21 protein-coding genes are annotated in these 16855 nt (G+C 69.4%); 17 read left to right on the top strand and 4 right to left on the bottom strand.

Annotation, left to right across the window (positions count from 1 at the left end; translation table 11 throughout):
- The first annotated feature begins 3 nt into the window (after window positions 1-3).
- The 13 genes from CSC68_RS03540 to CSC68_RS03480 all read left to right on the top strand — a co-directional run bounded on the left by CSC68_RS03540 (window position 4) and on the right by CSC68_RS03480 (window position 8706).
- Complete coding sequence (locus CSC68_RS03540) at window positions 4-210, top strand: helix-turn-helix transcriptional regulator (protein ID WP_162202119.1); 207 nt, start codon at window positions 4-6, stop codon at window positions 208-210.
- A gap of 69 nt (window positions 211-279) precedes the next feature.
- Window positions 280-498 (top strand): hypothetical protein, encoded by a 219-nt coding sequence (locus tag CSC68_RS03535; RefSeq protein ID WP_162202118.1) that lies wholly within the window; start codon window positions 280-282, stop codon window positions 496-498.
- On the top strand, window positions 495-725 hold the full coding sequence (locus tag CSC68_RS03530; protein WP_162202117.1) for a hypothetical protein: 231 nt from the start codon (window positions 495-497) through the stop codon (window positions 723-725). The genes CSC68_RS03535 and CSC68_RS03530 overlap by 4 nt, the downstream gene beginning before the upstream one ends.
- 35 nt (window positions 726-760) lie before the next feature.
- The gene (locus CSC68_RS03525; RefSeq protein WP_162202116.1) at window positions 761-1027 is read left to right on the top strand and encodes a hypothetical protein; all 267 of its coding nucleotides are present in this window, start codon (window positions 761-763) and stop codon (window positions 1025-1027) included.
- Window positions 1024-1224 (top strand): hypothetical protein, encoded by a 201-nt coding sequence (locus CSC68_RS03520; protein ID WP_162202115.1) that lies wholly within the window; start codon window positions 1024-1026, stop codon window positions 1222-1224. The genes CSC68_RS03525 and CSC68_RS03520 overlap by 4 nt, the downstream gene beginning before the upstream one ends.
- On the top strand, window positions 1214-2065 hold the full coding sequence (locus CSC68_RS03515; RefSeq protein WP_162202114.1) for a helix-turn-helix domain-containing protein: 852 nt from the start codon (window positions 1214-1216) through the stop codon (window positions 2063-2065). The genes CSC68_RS03520 and CSC68_RS03515 overlap by 11 nt, the downstream gene beginning before the upstream one ends.
- Before the next feature lie 155 nt (window positions 2066-2220).
- Complete coding sequence (locus tag CSC68_RS03510) at window positions 2221-2361, top strand: hypothetical protein (RefSeq protein WP_162202113.1); 141 nt, start codon at window positions 2221-2223, stop codon at window positions 2359-2361.
- Window positions 2358-2624: a hypothetical protein gene (locus CSC68_RS03505; RefSeq protein ID WP_162202112.1), complete on the top strand. Its 267-nt coding sequence runs from the start codon at window positions 2358-2360 to the stop codon at window positions 2622-2624. Before CSC68_RS03510 ends, CSC68_RS03505 begins: the two co-directional genes overlap by 4 nt.
- Before the next feature lie 9 nt (window positions 2625-2633).
- The gene (locus CSC68_RS03500; protein WP_162202111.1) at window positions 2634-2861 is read left to right on the top strand and encodes a hypothetical protein; all 228 of its coding nucleotides are present in this window, start codon (window positions 2634-2636) and stop codon (window positions 2859-2861) included.
- 226 nt (window positions 2862-3087) lie between these two features.
- Window positions 3088-4278 (top strand): phage major capsid protein, encoded by a 1191-nt coding sequence (locus CSC68_RS03495; protein WP_162202110.1) that lies wholly within the window; start codon window positions 3088-3090, stop codon window positions 4276-4278.
- A 335-nt stretch (window positions 4279-4613) separates the two neighbouring features.
- On the top strand, window positions 4614-5060 hold the full coding sequence (locus CSC68_RS03490) for a hypothetical protein (RefSeq protein ID WP_162202109.1): 447 nt from the start codon (window positions 4614-4616) through the stop codon (window positions 5058-5060).
- Window positions 5057-5629, top strand: a complete 573-nt coding sequence (locus CSC68_RS03485) for a hypothetical protein (protein ID WP_162202108.1) — start codon at window positions 5057-5059, stop codon at window positions 5627-5629. The genes CSC68_RS03490 and CSC68_RS03485 overlap by 4 nt, the downstream gene beginning before the upstream one ends.
- Before the next feature lie 2 nt (window positions 5630-5631).
- Window positions 5632-8706 carry a tape measure protein gene (locus tag CSC68_RS03480; RefSeq protein WP_162202107.1) on the top strand — a complete coding sequence of 1025 codons (3075 nt, stop codon included), beginning with the start codon at window positions 5632-5634 and terminating at the stop codon, window positions 8704-8706.
- A gap of 310 nt (window positions 8707-9016) precedes the next feature.
- Here the strand turns inward: CSC68_RS03480 and rpoD are convergent, their stop codons facing one another.
- Together rpoD and dtd are read right to left on the bottom strand one after the other, a co-directional pair.
- Window positions 9017-10876: an RNA polymerase sigma factor RpoD gene (gene rpoD / locus CSC68_RS03475; protein ID WP_162202106.1), complete on the bottom strand. Its 1860-nt coding sequence runs from the start codon at window positions 10874-10876 to the stop codon at window positions 9017-9019.
- Between the two features lie 122 nt (window positions 10877-10998).
- On the bottom strand, window positions 10999-11439 hold the full coding sequence (dtd, locus tag CSC68_RS03470; protein WP_162202105.1) for a D-aminoacyl-tRNA deacylase: 441 nt from the start codon (window positions 11437-11439) through the stop codon (window positions 10999-11001).
- Between the two features lie 103 nt (window positions 11440-11542).
- Here dtd and CSC68_RS03465 point away from each other — a divergent pair, with 103 nt between their 5' ends.
- The 3 genes from CSC68_RS03465 (at window position 11543) to CSC68_RS03455 (ending at window position 14540) form a co-directional block, all read left to right on the top strand.
- A complete protein-coding gene (locus CSC68_RS03465) occupies window positions 11543-12442 on the top strand; it encodes a lauroyl acyltransferase (protein WP_162202104.1) in 900 nt (299 codons plus the stop codon).
- Between the two features lie 77 nt (window positions 12443-12519).
- Window positions 12520-13041: a PH domain-containing protein gene (locus tag CSC68_RS03460; protein WP_162202103.1), complete on the top strand. Its 522-nt coding sequence runs from the start codon at window positions 12520-12522 to the stop codon at window positions 13039-13041.
- A complete protein-coding gene (locus CSC68_RS03455) occupies window positions 13038-14540 on the top strand; it encodes a PH domain-containing protein (protein WP_162202102.1) in 1503 nt (500 codons plus the stop codon). Before CSC68_RS03460 ends, CSC68_RS03455 begins: the two co-directional genes overlap by 4 nt.
- 12 nt (window positions 14541-14552) lie before the next feature.
- Here the strand turns inward: CSC68_RS03455 and CSC68_RS03450 are convergent, their stop codons facing one another.
- Entirely contained in the window at window positions 14553-15584 is a 1032-nt protein-coding gene (locus CSC68_RS03450; RefSeq protein WP_162202101.1) for a CDP-glycerol glycerophosphotransferase family protein, read from the bottom strand.
- A gap of 97 nt (window positions 15585-15681) precedes the next feature.
- Between CSC68_RS03450 and CSC68_RS03445 the strand changes: the two genes are divergently transcribed.
- Complete coding sequence (locus CSC68_RS03445; RefSeq protein WP_211365680.1) at window positions 15682-16512, top strand: glycosyltransferase family 2 protein; 831 nt, start codon at window positions 15682-15684, stop codon at window positions 16510-16512.
- 10 nt (window positions 16513-16522) lie between these two features.
- On the opposite strand, the gene CSC68_RS16010 is transcribed toward CSC68_RS03445, so the two are convergent.
- A complete protein-coding gene (locus tag CSC68_RS16010) occupies window positions 16523-16855 on the bottom strand; it encodes an EF-hand domain-containing protein (protein WP_425501196.1) in 333 nt (110 codons plus the stop codon).

Here is a 16855-nt window from a genome sequence, read left to right as displayed (position 1 = left end):
AGGATGTCCGCAACTGCCAACGCCCGGGTCAACGGGCCCGAGGCCGCAAGGTACCTGGGGATCAGCATAAGCACGCTCGAAAAGATGAGGCACGAAGGCCGGGGACCGCGCTACATGAAGGTCGGCGGCCGGGTCTTCTACCGGCTCAGCGACCTGGACGCTTACCTCGAGCGCTCGGTGGTGGAGACCGCCGACAGCCGTGCCGCCTGAAAAAGAAACGGCCCGCCCAGGTGCGAACTGGACGAGCCGTAGTGACCAACCCCGTCTGGAGAACGAGTAATGGCAACCGAGATGCTACACCAGGGCGATAGCGCCCGCTGCGACACCATGGAGGCGATGCACGCCGCCACCGGATTTGAGGCGGCGATCCGCTTCATCGACTGGGCGGACTCCCAGCGCCAGCTGACAGCGGAGAAGGCAATCGCCCGTTTCGGCCTGGCCCGGGCCACGGCGTACCGGTGGGTGCGCGCCTACCGCGACGCGAGGGGGCTGGCATGAGCGCTCAACCCCTGCCCCCGTACACCCACAACGATGAGGCGCCCATCGAGCGCCTGCAGACGCGGATTCGCTTCCTGCAGGAAGTGCTGGCGATGGCGCCTGAGTCCTTCGAGCAGACAGGCGGAACCACGCACGCGAGCCTCAGCGCCTGGACCTTCGGCATGACCCTGATGCTGGACGACATCAACCGCGAGGCCATCGAGGCCTGGAGGGGCCGGAAAAAATGATCGACCGCGAACCTAAGAATCCGAGGACCGAACAGATGACCGACCCCGCAGGCCCCGAAGCGCGCGCGGCGATGCGCGCCCAGCTCAACGTGATGAAGCGCGCCGTGGACGTGGTGCGCAGCATGGGGCAGACCACCCTCAACGCCTACGTGGCCACGCCCGAAGGCCGGCAGCACGTCGTGGAGCTGCAGCAGCAGGTATCCGAGTGGCGCCAGCTCCTGGCCACCGGCGTGCGCGAGCTGGCAGACGCCGACCGGATGATGGTCCGCGCGCTGCGCAAGCCATGGAGGCTCCGCGCATGACGGCCACCATGCACGCAGAGGCGCTCCGGCGCCTCCTGCCGGACATCAGCGAGAGGACCGCGGCCCAGCTGCTGGAGCTTCACCGGTGCCCTACCCCGGAGCGCGCAGAGCGCATGGCGATCGAGCTGGAGGGCGCCCGCACGCTGGCCCTCCAGCTGCGCCAGGCGCTCATCCAGGAGGCCCAGGATGCCGCCTGAAGCGCGCGACCGACCGTTCGTCCTGCGATGGCGGTCGGCCGTGCTCAATGCCCCCCTGACAGCGACCCAGAAGCTGTGCCTGCTGGTGCTAGCTGAGTGGGCGGATGCCGATGGCGGGAACTGCTGGCCCGCCATGGCGAGCATCGCCGAGAAGGCATCCGTCAACGAGCGGACGGTACGCCGATGCATGGAGGAACTCGACGAACTCGGCTGGTTCACCAGAAGCCACCGGCGCTCCCAGAAGGGATGGAAGCAGTTTGGCTACACCCTCACCATCCCAGATGCAGCGGACACAGTGCCCTGTAGAACCACTGATGTACCGGACACCTTGCCCGGTAGTGATCCAGCTTCTACCGGACATTCAGAGCACTTGCACCGGACATTGGCGACAGATGCACCGGGCACAGTGTCCACTGACCTAGCTTTACCTATCCAAGACCTAGGAAAAGAAGAGAGCCCGTCTCCGAAGAGGAAGGTCACCAGGATCAGGAGCCAGAAGCTGACCTTCGCTGAATGGATGCAGACCATCCCTGATGACCAACAGGCGGTCCCCGAGGGTCACCACGTCTTCCGCTATGCCCAGCGGGTGGGATTGCCGATCGAGTTCCTCCACCTCTGCTGGTGCGTCTTCCAGGCGAAGCACGAGACCGACAGCAAGCGGCAGGCGGACTGGCTGGCGACCTTCCGCCGAGCTGCAGAGGACAACTGGTATCGCCTGTGGTGGATCGATGACAGCGGGCAGTACCAGCTCACCACGCAGGGGAAGCAGGCCGACCGCCTCCACGAGACCAACATCAGCTCGACGCGCGATCCCAACCGACTGCCGAGGCTTGTCGCATGACCACGCAACCACACCCCCGGGGGGAGAGGGCCAAAGCTCCCGACCCCGGAGCCGGACACCGGCCGCCACCGAGAGCACCCGCATCCACAATTCGGAAGACGAGGCACGAGAGCCTGCGCGCTGCCCTGACGAAGCGCGCGCTGGAGAAGCAGTTCATGCGTGCCGGCCTGACGCGGAAGACCGCCGAGACGGAGGTCGCCCGCCTGACCCAGAAGCAGCGCTGGCAGCGCCTGAGCGAGAAGAACCGGGCGGAGATCGCCTGGAAGGTGGCAACCCAACCGGAGAACGCACGATGAGCGACGAGATCACGGCCCGCATTGACCGCGCGGCGCGGGCCTTCAACGAGGCAGCGAGCGAGCTGGCGCTGGCCATGCTGGGCAAGCTGGAGAAGGACGAGCCGGAGCTGGCGGCGAAGGTGGCGCAGGCGCTGGAGCGCGGGGAGCGCATGGTGGTGGCCCTGGAGATGGACCCGGCCAGGCCGAGCATCTGGTGGGCCTCGGTCGATGACTACGAGAAGTTCCGCCGGATCATGACGATCCCCTGCGGCGCACCCAACTGAGGGCCGGCCATGGGCGCCCTGAAGATCGAGCCGATCTCCCAGCGCTGCGCGGTCTGCCAGGCGCCCGTGGCCATCTCGCCGGTGGGGCGCCCCCGGCTGTACTGCAGCAACCGGTGCCGGCAGAAGGCCGCGCGCATCAGGCAGATCTTGGTAGGTGCGCTGACGCGCCTTGAGCTGCTCAACATGCAGCTGGCGCCGGCGATCGACTGGTCCGACGAAGACCACAGAGTGGCGTGATACGAAACCCCCGCTTTCGTAACGCCACGGCATTTCTCCGCGTCCGCGCGCGGCGTACAACGGGCCTCAGGTTCCTGGGAAGCCCACGACGATGATCACGATCACCAACGCCGCCCTCGCGCGAAACATGCGCGCCCAAGGGGTCGACGACGACACGATCCAGCAGATCCTCGCCGCCCGAGCACGCCTGCAAGCCAAAGACAACGCCGACACGGAGACCCAAAGCATGAGCGGCACCGACGCTGTTTCCCAGATCAACGCCTCGCTCGACAAGGTGAGCGAGAAGATCAAGTCCTACCGCGATTCCACCGACCAGCGCCTCGACGGCATGCAGGCGCAACTCCAGAACCTGGAGCAGCACGTGGCCATGAGCGCCGCAGGTGGGCACACCTACGGCCCGGGGCCGGGTGTGGGCGAGAGCGCGGCGGCCAAGTTCCAAGAGGATCCGTCCTTCGCAGCTGCGGCGGAGAGCGCCGGCCGCGGCATGAAGCCGAGCCAGTTCTCGGCGCGCATCAACGTGGACACCTCGATCCGCGCGGCGCTGTCCAACGAAGGCCTGGGCCAGGAAGGCGACACCTCCGTGCCCAGCACCCCGGACCGCCGCGGCATCGTCGGGCCCGTACTGGCGCCCCTGCGCCTGCTCAGCGTCCTGCCGCATCGTCAGACCAACAGCAACTCGGTGGAGTTCGTGCAGCTCAACGCCACCGGCGATGCCGAGGAGCAGATCCTCGAAGGCGACGAGAAGGCGGAGCTGGAGTTCAGCGGCGTCCTGAAGACCGCCAACATCATCACCATCGCCGGCCACACCACGGCATCGAAGCAGGTCCTGGCCGACGTCTCCGCGCTGCGCCAGCAGATCGACGGCGTGATCCGCCAGAAGGTGTTCGCACGCCTGGAGAACCAGATCATCAACGGCCCCGGCGGCGACGGGAAGATCAATGGCCTCCTGAACCAGGCGACCGCCTTCACCCCGCTGATCGGCACCACCCCGGCGGACCGCATCGGCGAGGCCCTCGTCACCATGGCCAACGAGGGCTACTCGCCCAACCTGGTGCTGCTGAACCCGCTGGACTGGTTCAGCATCCAGCTGACCCGGAAGAACGAGGAGGACGACGAGTACGTCTTCGGCTCGCCGACCATGCCGGTCCCGCCGTCGCTGTGGAACACCCGCATCGTGACGCCCTCGAGCCTCGCCGCCGGCACCGCGCTGGTGATCGACACCAGCTTCGTGACCGTGCTGGACCGCGAGCAGATGAGCGTGCTGGCCACGAACACCCACAAGGACTACTTCACCCGGAACCTGGTCGCCATCCTCGGTGAGCTGCGCGCCGGCCTGGAGATCCTGGACGTCAAGGCGGTCCGCTCGTTCGACCTGGTCGAAGACGACGCGCCGGTGCCCCCGTCGTCCTCGGAGTAACGCGCAGACCGGACAAGCCGTGAGTGTCCGGCGATCGTCGAAACAACCGCGGCAGCCAGGGTGGACCGACCTCGTGGAGAACCTCGGGACATGACCTGGCCCCATCCCCGGCCTCACGGCCGGGGGGTGGGTCGAAACCTCAGGGGCGCCCGGACCGGAAACCGCCCGCCCCCTCACGCAGGGGTTTTTTTCTGTCCCACGGAATTCAAATTGGCAGCGATTTCAGCCCGAATCGCCTGTCCCACAAGGGATTCCGGCCTTTTTGAATAGCCCTGTTTCGTGGCCCGCCCCGAATTTATGAGCAGAAATCCGAATTTCAGCTAGGAGCCCCCCCCATGACCACGATCAACCTAGCCGTCACTCCGCACGAGTTCACCCGGCCGCTGACGGTCCCCGTGCGCGCCGGCCAGACCATCGAGCAGATGCTGCGCGCCGTGCTGGAGCTGGGCGGGCTCGGCGGGTGCGACATCGCCGACGATGTGATCGTCGAGATCGAGGGGCGCGCGGTCCCGCGCAGGTTGTGGGCACAAGTGCGCCCGCGCGCCGGCAAAAGGGTGCACGCCTACTGCGTCGGCGCGCTGCAGGGCGGCAGCGTCAAGCGGATCGTCGGCGCGGTCGTGATGCTCGCGGTTGCGTGGTGGGCGGGCGCTGCGCTGGCAGCCGTGGGCACTGGCGGAACCGTGTTCGGCCTGTCGGGTTCTGCCGCCTACGCGGCAATCGCCGGCGTGCAGATGCTGGGGTCGCGCGCACTCCCTTCGCTGGTCCTGGAGCCGGGGGTATGAGCATCGTCAACGTCCACCTGTCGGACCTGCACGCAATCGTTGGCGTCGACACCGCGGCCCATGTCATCGCGGAACCCAACGGGCGGCCCATGCCGGTCAGGGCAAGCAAGCTGTTTCCCTTCATTCACGCCATGACGGTGATCGCGGTCCGCGGGGAAGGACACGCCCTTACCCACGTGGTTCATCGCCTGCACCGCGGCACCCAAACACTGACCGTTGACCTGATCATCGAGGTACTGCCGGGCCTGGGACGAGAAGCGGCCAGGGGCACGCCCACTGAGCTGACCGTGGTTGGCTGGTCTGCCGCAAAGCGGCGCATGGTCGGCGCCCAGTGGGACGGCGGCGATGTCATGCGCCCGATCGGCACCGCCATCGGCCCGAACACCGGCTGGGATGCTGAAACCGCGCCGGTGATCGACCACCCCTCAAAGATGCTGGCCTGCGCGCGTGAGCAGGTCCGGCGCCAACGCCTGTCGCACCCTGGCGAACCGATCGGCGGGAGCTTCTGGATCGCCGACATCCGCCCTCGCGAACTGACGATCCGTGATTACGGATCTCTGGAGGAGTAGCCATGGCATCGTCCCTACGTGAACTCGTCGTCTCGGTGACGGCCGACACCACCCGCTACCAGAGCGAGATGCAGCGCGCGGGGCGGATGGCCACGGACTTCGGCCGCACGGTCCAGCAGACCGCGCCCCAGGCGGTCCGGGCATGGGACATGCAGAGCGCCGCGGTACGCAGCCACGCGACCGCCATGGAGGCCAGCACGCAGGCCCTGGGCCGGTACGCGACGGCGGTGGCGGGCGCCCTCGGAGTCAGGGAGTTGATCGGCATGGCCGACGACTGGGGCCAGCTCAACGCGCGGATCCGGCAGGCGGCCGGCGCGGGCGAGGACTTCGGGGAGGTGCAGAGCCGGCTGGAGGAGATCGCCAACCGGACCTTCCGGCGGTACAGCGAGGCGGCGGACCAGTTCGCGGCCACCGCACGCCCCATGCGGGAGCTGGGCTTCGCCACGCGCGACACGCTGGACGCCGCAGAGGCGCTCGGCCTGGCCCTGGTGGCCGGTGGAAGCAATGCCCAGCGCGGCGCCGCGGCGCAAGATGCCTGGGCCAAGAGCGTGGTCCAGGGGAAGATCGCCACGGACCAGTTCCAGACCCTACTGCTGCAGACCCCCCGGGTGGTGCAGGCGTTGTCCGATGGCCTCGGGAAGTCCACGGCCGAGCTGCAGCAGATGGCGACGGACGGCGAGCTGCTCATCTCCCGCGTTCTGCCTGCGCTGACCTCGCAGATGGGCACCCTGCGCGAGGAGGTGGACCGCATGCCCACCACCGTGCAGGACGCCACCAACCGGCTCCTGGACGGCCTGCAGCGCTGGGCCGGCGGCACGAACGAGGCCACCGGCGCCACCGGTCTGCTGGTGCGGGGCCTGGACCTGCTGACGCGGCACATCGATGAGGTAGCCACGCTGGCGATCAGCGCCGGCCTCGGCGTCCTGGGCAGCAAGATGGTCATGGCTGGCAAGGGCGCTGTGGAGGCCGCCCAGGGCTTCATGCAGGCCCAGCGTGCGCAGGTCGCGCTGACTGAGGCCCGAGTCCGGGATGCGCGCGAGGCGGTGGTCGAAGCCGCCATCCAGAAGCAGACGCTGATCAACCAGCGCCGGCTCTACGCCAGCATGATGGCGACGGCAGCCACGAAGCAGGAACTGACCTACGCCACGACCCGGTACGAGCGCGCCGCAGAACGCGCCGCCGCCGCCACAAAGGCCCATCAACTCACCGTCGACCAGCTGCGCAATGCCGAGCTCGCGGCGACCGCCGCCACCAATCGCCTGGCAGCTGCTGGCCGGGGCCTGCTGGCGCTGGTGGGCGGCCCGGGTGGCCTGGCGCTGACGATCGGCACCGTGGCGGCTGGCTGGCTCCTGTTCCGCGACAATACCGACGAGACCCGCGAGGCGCTGATCGACCTCAACGCCACGCTGGACGAGACGATCGCCAAGTACGTGACGCTCAACCGGGCTCAGCAGGCCGGCGCCATGCTGACCCTGAGCGACAAGATCGAGGAGGACCGCCGGAAGATCAGCGAGACCCTGCGGCTGATGGCGAACGAGGCCGACTTCACCGACCTGGCTGGCACGTTCGGCCCCGGCCTGCAGCAGCTGGAGCGGGCTTTCATGGCCGGCCGGATGGGTGCAGACGAGTTCTCCAACGCGGTCGCCAAGATGGCCGACGAGCTCGCCGCTACGGGCCAGATCGAGGAGGTGCAGCGCCGCGGCCTCATCCGATACGCAGAGACCATCGGCGACACCTCCCGCCGGCTGGACGAGAACAACGCCAAGATGGGCGCCCTGACCGGCCAGAATGACCGGCTGGCGGCCGCTGCGGACAGCTCCGCGGCCTCGGTGCGCGGCCAGGCCTCTGCCCTGCGCGACGCCGGCAGCGCGGCTGACGAGGCCAGGAAGCGGATCCAGCAGGCCTTGGCGAGCATGCCGGGCCAGATCGCCCGCATCGGCAAGTCGCCGGTGGAGATCGCGCGCATGGACGGCAACGAGATGGTGGAGGCGGCCATTGCCTCCGGCCGCGGCGCGTACACCCGGGCAGGCCGGCCGAACGAGGCGCTGCGCCAGATCATGGACGAGGCCCGCCAGAACGTGGAGTGGACCCAGAAGCTGGTCGCCGCGCAGGAAGCATACGAGCGCTCCACCAAGGCGGCTTCCGCCGCGGAGGCTGAGGCGAAGCGCCGGATGGACGAAACCAAGCGAGCAGCGGACCAGCTCGCCGAGCGCTACGCGGACCTCGAGGCATCCCAGCGGCGCGAGATCGAGCTGTACGGCCAGACCGGCCGCGCGGCGCAGCTCGCCTATGACCTGGCGCACGGCGCCCTGCAGCAGTTCAGCGAGACCCAGAAGGCCGTCCTCCTAGAGCAGGCCGCCTGGCTGGACCAGCTGGACGAGATCGCGGCGCACGAGGAAGCGGTGGCCCAGATCCGCGCGGACCACGCGAAGGCCGTCACGGAGCAGGTGGACCGCATGACGGTGTACGCGGAGCAGGCGGGGCGAAACATCCAGAGCGCTCTGGGCGACACGCTCTACAGCATCCTGGACGGCCGCTTCGACGACATCGGCGACAGCTTCGCCAACATGCTCAAGCGCATGGCTGCGGAGCTTGCGGCTTCGCAGGTGCTGAGCGCGCTCGGCGGGGCGCTGGCCGGCTACGGCGGCACTGGCACGTGGGGCAACCTGATCCGGGGCATCGGCGGCGCCATGCAGACCAGCGGCGGTCGCGCCGGCGGCGGGCGGGTGGAGGCGTTCAAGGCGTACGACATCGCCGAGCACGGCCAGCCGGAGATCCTGTCCTACGGCGGCCGCAACGTCCTGATCATGGGCGCCCAGGGCGGCATGGTTTCGCCGCTGATGAACGCCAAGGGTGGGGGCACCGGCGCTGTCGGCGCGCAGCAGCCCAAGATCAACGTGCAGATCGTCAAGGGCGCGAACGAGGATCGAGTCGAGTCGAGCCAGGCCCCGGGCGGCGGCCTGAACCTGAAGATCATGATCCGCGACACGGTGCGCGGTCTGGCAGCGAGTGGCGAGCTGGATGGGGTAATGCAGGGGCGGTTCGGCCTGCGCCCGAGGGGCGTTCCGACCGGTTGAGCGGGTGTAATTCCGGTGTAAGCGTGCCGGAAAAACCCGGAAACAGGGGGGTACGAAGGGACACGTTCAAGGCCACGGAATGGCCGCAAACCCTTTGTTTTAGCGGCTTCTGGCTATTCCCGGAAACCACCGGAAACCCGCCGCGATCGGATTATGAGTCCCCTGCTCTAACCGTTGAGCTATAGGCCCCCGAAGCCTGCGGAGTGTAGAGGAGGGCCGCGGCGCGCGGCCAGTCGCCGGATCTGCCGGACGGAAAAAACGAAGGCCCCGCCAGGGGGGCCTTCGTCGTGCCGGTGAGACCGCGCGCCCGTCAGTCGATGTCGAGGAACGAACGCAGCTGCTCGGAGCGGCTCGGGTGGCGCAGCTTGCGCAGCGCCTTGGCCTCGATCTGGCGGATGCGCTCGCGGGTGACGTCGAACTGCTTGCCCACTTCCTCGAGGGTGTGGTCGGTGTTCATGTCGATGCCGAAGCGCATGCGCAGCACCTTCGCCTCCCTCGGGGTCAGGCCCGCGAGCACGTCGCGCACCGTCTCCATCAGGTTGGTGTTGGTGGTCGAGTCGATCGGGGACTCCACGTTGGTGTCCTCGATGAAGTCGCCCAGGTGCGAGTCCTCGTCGTCGCCGATCGGGGTCTCCATGGAGATCGGCTCCTTGGCGATCTTCATGACCTTGCGGATCTTGTCCTCGGGCATGTCCATCTCCTTGGCCAGCTCCTCCGGCGTGGCCTCGCGGCCGTACTGCTGGAGCATCTGGCGGGAGATGCGGTTGAGCTTGTTGATCGTCTCGATCATGTGCACCGGGATGCGGATGGTGCGCGCCTGGTCGGCGATCGAGCGGGTGATCGCTTGGCGGATCCACCAGGTGGCATAGGTCGAGAACTTGTAGCCGCGGCGGTATTCGAACTTGTCGACCGCCTTCATCAGGCCGATGTTGCCCTCCTGGATCAGGTCCAGGAACTGCAGGCCGCGGTTGGTGTACTTCTTGGCGATGGAGATCACCAGGCGCAGGTTGGCCTCGACCATCTCCTTCTTGGCCTTGCGCGCCTTGGCCTCGCCGTAGGCGAGCTGGCGGCCGATCTCGCGGATGTCGGCCAGGTCCAGGCACATGGCCTGCTCGATGGCGATGGTGGCCTGCTGCTCGGCGATGATCTGGTCCTTGACGTCGCGCAGGGCCGAAGACCACTTCTGCTTGCGCTTGAGGACCTCGTCCACCCACTCCAGGTTGACCTGGTTGCCTTCCCAGGCGCGGATGAAGTCCTTGCGCGGCATGCGGGCCACGTTGGTGGCCAGGTGCAGCACGCGGCGCTCGCGCTCCTTGATCTCGGTGAGCACGTCGCGCAGCTTCCGGACCAGCATGTCGGTCAGCGGCAGCGGCAGCTTGAAGGTGACGAACTGCTCGGCCATGTCGGCGCGCAGCTTGATCACCTTCTTGTCCTGGGCGCCGCCCTTGGCGTGGGCCTTCTTGAACTTGGCGTAGTCGGCGGCCAGCTGCTCCATGCGGCGGGCGACCTCGGCCGGATCCGGGCCGGTCGGGCCGGCATCGGCCTCGTCGTCGGTGGCGACATCTTCCTCGTCGTCGTCCACGTCGTCGGCATCGGCGTCGACGGCCTCCTCCACCGCCGCCGGCGGCTCGGGGGTCTCGTCGAGCAGGTCGTTGAAGCCGACCACCACCTCGGCCAGGCGCTTCTTGCCGGCCTTGTGCAGCTCGTACTCCTCCAGCAGGGCCTCGATCGTCGCCGGCACGGCGCCGAGCGCGGCCTGGACCTGGCCCAGGCCTTCCTCGATGCGCTTGGCGATGGCGATCTCGCCCTCGCGGGTCAGCAGCTCGACCGTGCCCATCTCGCGCATGTACATGCGCACCGGGTCGGTGGTGCGGCCGCCTTCCGAATCCAGCGCGGTCAGCGCGGCGGCGGCTTCCTCGGCCGCGGTATCGTCGATCTCGCGGTTGCCGGTGTTGCCGTCGTTGAGCAGCAGGGTCTCGACATCCGGCGCAACCTCATGGACGTCGATGCCCATGCCGTTGATCATGCCGATGATGTCTTCGATCTGTTCCGGATCGACCAGGTCATCGGGCAGGTGGTCATTGACCTCGGCATAGGTCAGGTAGCCCTGCTCCAGGCCCTTGCTGATGAGCTGCTTGATTTCGGATTGGGCTGGACGTTCGTTGGCCATGTGCGGCGCCACCGGTCTCTGGAAGGGGGTGAAGTGAACCTAGCATTATAACAGGCCGAGGGGTCCGTGACCCTCCCGGCCTTTCACATCAACGACTTGCGACCGCTTCCGTTCAGCCGTTTTCAGGCCTTCAGGAGGAAGGTGACCGGCCCGTCGTTGACCAGGCTCACCACCATATGGGCCCCGAAGCGGCCGGTTTCCACCCTGCCGGGGAGCTGCCGGCCACAGGCTTCGACCAGCTGGTTGAACACGCGTTCAGCCTCCGCCGGCGGGGCCGCGGTGCTGAAGCTGGGCCGCATCCCCGAATCGGTATCGGCAGCCAGCGTGAACTGGCTCACCAGCAGCAGGCCGCCACCGGAGTCGAGCAGGGAGCGGTTCATCCTGCCGGCATCGTCGGCGAAAACGCGATAACCGAGCAGCCGCTGCGCCATCCGCGCCACCGTCGCATCGCCATCCCCCGGCTGCACTCCCACCAGGGCCAGCAGGCCCGGGCCGGTCTGGCCGACCACTTCCCCCTCGACCTCGACCGAGGCACGGGTGACGCGCTGGATCAGGGCAAGCATGCGGTGCGGTTCTCCATTGGGACTGGCAGCGCAAGCATCGACCCTGAGCGATCCGCTGTCACCCGCCGGACGGCCGGCACCGGCGACCGGCTAGACTTGGCGGATGTCCGCGCAACGCCGTGCCCGCTTCCTCTACGCCCTCGCCTCGCTCGTGGGCTGGCTCCCCTGGCCGCTGCTGTACCGCCTCGGCGACGGCGTGGCCGCGCTGTGGCGCTGGCGCGACGTGCGCGAGAGCCGGGTGGCCCGGCGCAACCTGGAACTGGCCTTCCCGGAGCTGGACGCACCGGAACGCGCTGCGCTGCACCGGCGGATCCTGCGCACCACCGCGCGCCAGGCCCTGGAAACCATCAAGCTGTGGACGCGCCCGCCCGCGGAGAACCTCCGGCTGCTGCGCGCCCGGCATGGCGAGGCGCTGTACGACGCCGCCCTGGCCGCCGGCAAGGGCGTGATCGTGGCCGCGCCGCATTTCGGCAACTGGGAGCTGCTGAACCAGTGGCTGGCCTCGCGCGGACAGATCGCCGTCGTGTACCGGCCGCCGGAGTGGCCCACCGGCGACGCCTTCCTGCAGATCGTGCGCGGCGTGGACAACGTACGCCAGGTGCGTGCCGAAGGCCCGGCCGTGCGCCAGCTGTGGAAGGTGCTCAAGGAAGGCGGCGCGGTCGGCATCCTGCCCGACCAGCAGCCCAAGGCCGGCGACGGCGAGTTCGCCCCGTTCTTCGGCAAGCAGGCGCTGACCATGACCCTGCTGTCGCGGCTGGCCGAGCGCAACGGCGCGCCGGTGCTGTTCGCCTGGTGCGAGCGCGTGGGCGAGGGGCCGCAGTTCGAGCTGCACGTGGAGCCGGCGCCGGCGGCGATCGGCGATCCGGATCCGCAGAAGGCGGTGGCCTGCCTCAACGCCGAGGTCGAGCGCATCGCCCGGCGCTCGCTCGCCCAGTACCAGTGGACGTACAAGCGATACACCCTGCGCCCGCCGGGCAGCGGCGAGCCGAACCCCTACGGGTAGCCGTTCCAGGGTCCGCCCCGACCCATCCGCCATGGCGAACGCTTACGATCGGCTTCCCGCGACCGCGAAGAACCGCCGTGACCGAGTCCGTGACCGAGTTCGAGCCGCCCACCCCGCCCGCCGTCCCGGCGACGGGGAGGTGGCAGCCCCTGCCACGCCGGGGCGCGGTGCTGTATGCGGGTAGCGCCGCGGTATCGGTGGCGCTGCCGGGGACGGTCGCCGCGGCGATGATCGGTCCCGTCCTGCTCGACGTCCCGCGCTGGCTCCCCGCCGCGGCCGCCGCCGTGCTGGGCGTGCTGCTGGGCGGATCGATCGGCCTGCTGCGCCACCGTCGCATCGGCTGGAGGCTGGACGATGACGGGTTCGCCACCCGTCGCGGCGGCCTCTGGCGGATGGAAACCCTGGTGCCGGTCTCGCGCGTGCAGCACCTGGACCTGGAACGCGGCCCGCTGGAGCGCCGGCTGGGCCTGGCCACGCTGGTGGTGCATACCGCCGGCACGCGCATGGCCGCGGTGAGGCTGCCGCTGCTGGCGCTGGAGGACGCCGAGGTGCTGCGCGACCGGCTGGCGCGGCAGGTCGAAGCCGGCGACGCGCTGTGAGCAGCCACGAGGCCGTCGCCGGGACCGTGCCCGACCAGCGGCTGCATCCCTGGTCCTGGCTGTTCGTGCTGCTGCAGCAGCTGCGCCAGTTCGTGGTGCCGCTGCTGGCGCTGCTGGTGGCCGGGCGGCGCGAGAGCGGCCCGTGGGAATACGCCGAGTACGCCCCGCTGCTCGGCATCGTCGTCCTGGTCGCGATCTCGGTCCTGCAGTACTTCACCTACCGCTACAGCGTCGGCGCCGACGGCATCAGCGTGCGCAGCGGCCTGCTGCAGCGGAACCTGCGCCAGATCCCGTTCGCGCGCATCCACAACGTGGTGCTGCACCAGAGCCTGCTGCACCGGATCTTCGGCGTGGCCGAGGTGCGCCTGGAAGCGGCCGGCGGGCGGAAGCCGGAAGCGCAGATGCGCGTGCTGGGCCTGTCGCAGGCGCTGGAACTTGAGCGCCTGGTGCGCGACCGCGGCGCGGCGCCGGCCACCGGTGCGGAGGCCGCCCCCGCCAACCCACCGCTGCTGTCCCTGTCGACCGCGGAAGTGGTGCGCCTGGGCCTGGTCTCCAACCGCGGCATGATCGTGTTCGCCGCCGGCTTTGGCCTGGTGTGGCAGGTGTTCCCGGAAAAGGCGGTGGCCGGCCTGCTGCAGGAATGGTTCCGCAGCGCGGTGGGCTATGCCGGCGGGATGCACCTGGGTTGGCTGGCGGTGGCCACGGGGGCGCTGGCGCTGGCTGCCGTGTTCGTGTCCGTGCTGCGGCTGCTGTCGGTGGCCCTGGCCCTGGTCCAGTACCACGGCTTCCGCCTGGTCGAGGACCAGCGCCGGCTGACCGTCGAGCGCGGCCTGCTGGCGCGCGTGCGCACCAGCGTGGCGCCGCGCCGCATCCAGGCCTGGCACCTGGAGGAGACCCTGCTGCACCGCTGGTTCGGCCGCCGCGCACTGCGCATCGACACCGCGGTGGGCGGCCAGGAGAACGATCCGCGCAGGCTGCGCGAGCTGGCGCCCATCGCCACGCCGGAGGCGTGCGACGGGCTGCTGCGGCACCTGGTCCCGCAGCTGGAATGGCCACCGCAGTGGCGGCCGCTGCCGCGACGCAGCTGGTGGCGCCTGTTCGCCGCCAGCGTGCCGTGGAACGTGCTGGTGGCCGCGGTGCTGTGCTGGCACTTCGGGCCCTGGGGCCTGCTGGCCCTGCTGTGGCTGCCGTGGTCGGCTTACGCGGCGCGGCGCCAGGCCGGCTGGATGGGTTACGCGGTCAGTTCGCGCCAGGTCGCCGTGCGCGGCGGCTGGTGGTCGCGCTGGTGGCGACTTGCCGAGGTCGACAAGATCCAGGCCCTGCGCCTGCAGCGCTCGCCGCTGGACCGCTGGCTGGGCACGGCCAGCCTGCTGATGGACACCGCCGGCGCCGGCGCGATGTCGCCGCCGCTGCGGATCCGCTTCCTGCCCGAGGCCGAGGCGCGCGAACTGCACGCGCGCCTGGGACGGATGCTGGCCACGCGCCAGCTGCGCTGGTGAGGATGGCGGCCGTTACCAGGCCGCCGGACCCCAGTAGCCGATCCGCTTGCGGATCTTGAGCTTGCGCCACAGGTTCATCGGCTTGGGCTTGCGGTTGCGCCCGCCCTGGGCCACGAAGGCATCGATCGCATCGAGCACGCGTTCGCTGGAGCGGCCGTCGCGGTAGGGGTGCAGCTGGTCGGCGAACTGGCGGATCGCCGCCATCAGCTCCGGCGGCCGCGACAGCGCGCGCCGGATCGCCGGCTCGAACTGCGCCGGGTCGTCGATGTCGATCAGCTGCGGCCCGGGGCGACGGTTCTTGAAGGTCACCACCGGCTTGTAGGTCAGCAGGAACTCGTTGAGTGCCGAGGAGGTGTCCGAGCACATCACGTCGGCCTGCGGGAACAGCTCGAGGATGTTGTCGTTCTCGGCGAAGGTCAGGTACTCGTTCTGCAGCGCCTTGTACTTGGCGACCATCGCCGGATCCATCTTCGGATGGAAGGTGACGATCCAGCGCCACTCGCCGGTGCGCGACAGGCGGGCGATCTCGTCGTACAGCACCGGGGCGGCGCTCCAGGACGGCGAGAACGTGGAGTGGTAGAGGACCACCGGTGGGTTGCGCACCGGCTCCGGCTCGTCCCCGAGCGAGGCCATGAACGGGTCGATCTTGGGGAAGCCGGTCTCGGCCACCGAGAAGTGGCCCAGCTTCGCGGCCAGGGCGCCGAAGGCGGCCGTGTCGCGCGGCCCGGTGGTGCAGTACAGGTCGAAGAAGCCGCGGATGTAGATGTGGCGCGGCTTGCCGGCATCGAAGCCATGGAAGGTCTCGACCTTCACCCCGGGGAAGAAATGCGGCACCGCGTTGCTGGAGGTGATGACGGCGTAGGGCTTCCAGGCGCGGACTTCCTCCACCGTCAGCAGCTTCTCGTCCGGACGCAGGTCGGCGGCGCCGGGGCCGTCGAAGAACCATGCGGTCTCATCGCCGCGCGCACGGATGGCTTCCTGGATGGGACGCAGGATGGCCAGGGCATAGCGCTCCGATCCGTACAGCAGGTAATGTTTCGGCACGTCGCCTCCGGGCGTTGGTAGGGTGCGCGATTATCGCACCGCGGCCCGCGGCGCGATGCCTCCCCGCCCCCCCTTCCGAACGGTCCGCGACGCCCCGATGCCCGCCAGCACATTGTCCGATCCCGATACCTCCGGCACCGGCCGGGTGCCGCTGTCGGCCTGCATCATCGCCTTCAACGAGGCCGACCGGATCGGCGACTGCCTGGCCTCGCTCGCCTTCTGCGACGAGATCGTGGTGGTGGACTCCGGCTCGACCGACGGCACCCGCGAGGTGGCACGCGCCGCCGGCGCCCGCGTCCTGGAGCGCCCGTTCGACGGTTTCCGCAGCCAGAAGCAGTTCGCCGTGGAGCAGTGCGCGCACGACTGGGTCCTGTGCCTGGACGCGGACGAACGCGTGGACGCGCGCCTGCGCGCGGCGATCGAGGCCGAGCGTGACGCCGGCTTCGTCCGCGCCGCCGGCTACCGGTTCGCGCGCATGTCCGAGTACTACGGCCGCTTCCTGCGCCACGGCACGGCGTACCCGGACCGGGTGCTGCGCCTGTTCGACCGCCGCCGCGGCGGCTGGCGGGGCGGCCGCGAGATCCACGAGGCGGTGTCGGTGGACGGCGAGGTCGCGCTGCTGCCGGGCGACCTGCTCCACTTCCCGTACCGCTCGTTCATGCAGCTGCTGGACAAGAAGCAGCGCTATGCCCGGATGATGGCCGAGCACGACTTCGCGCGCGGCAAGCGCGCCACCCTGGGCAAGCTGCTGCTGGCGCCGGCGTGGCGTTTCCTCCGCGGCTACGTGCTGAAGGCCGGCTTCCTGGACGGCTGGCCCGGGCTGATCGAATCCTTCGTCAGCGCCAACTACGTCCGCCAGAAGACCATCATGCTGTGGCTGCTGCAGCACGGGCAGCCACTGGTGGATCCGCCGCGGCGCTCGCCCTGAGGCATGATCGTCAGCGCGGCGGGGCCGCCAGCTCGCGCGCGTCGAGGTAGCCGTCGCCGTTGGCGTCCTGGCGCACGAAGCGCTCGGCCAGGCGGCGGCGATGCTCCTGGAGGCTGAGCGGACGCCCCTTGCCGCCGGGCTGCTCGTCCGGCGAGAGCACCCCATCGCCATCACGGTCCATGCGCTCGAAGGCGTAGCCCATCCAGGCCACGTACTCCTCCTGCGAGACCCGGCCGTCGCCATCGGTGTCCATGCGCGCCAGGTAGTCGGAGGTGTGCTCGACCTGTGCGGCGGCGCTGCCGGCGCAGGCCAGCAGGGCCAACAGCAGCAGGCCCGGACGCAA

Origin of the sequence: Pseudoxanthomonas suwonensis, from assembly GCF_010093235.1 — a bacterium.
GTDB classification, from domain to species: domain Bacteria; phylum Pseudomonadota; class Gammaproteobacteria; order Xanthomonadales; family Xanthomonadaceae; genus Pseudoxanthomonas; species Pseudoxanthomonas suwonensis.
This window is presented reverse-complemented; position numbering and strand designations above follow the sequence as displayed.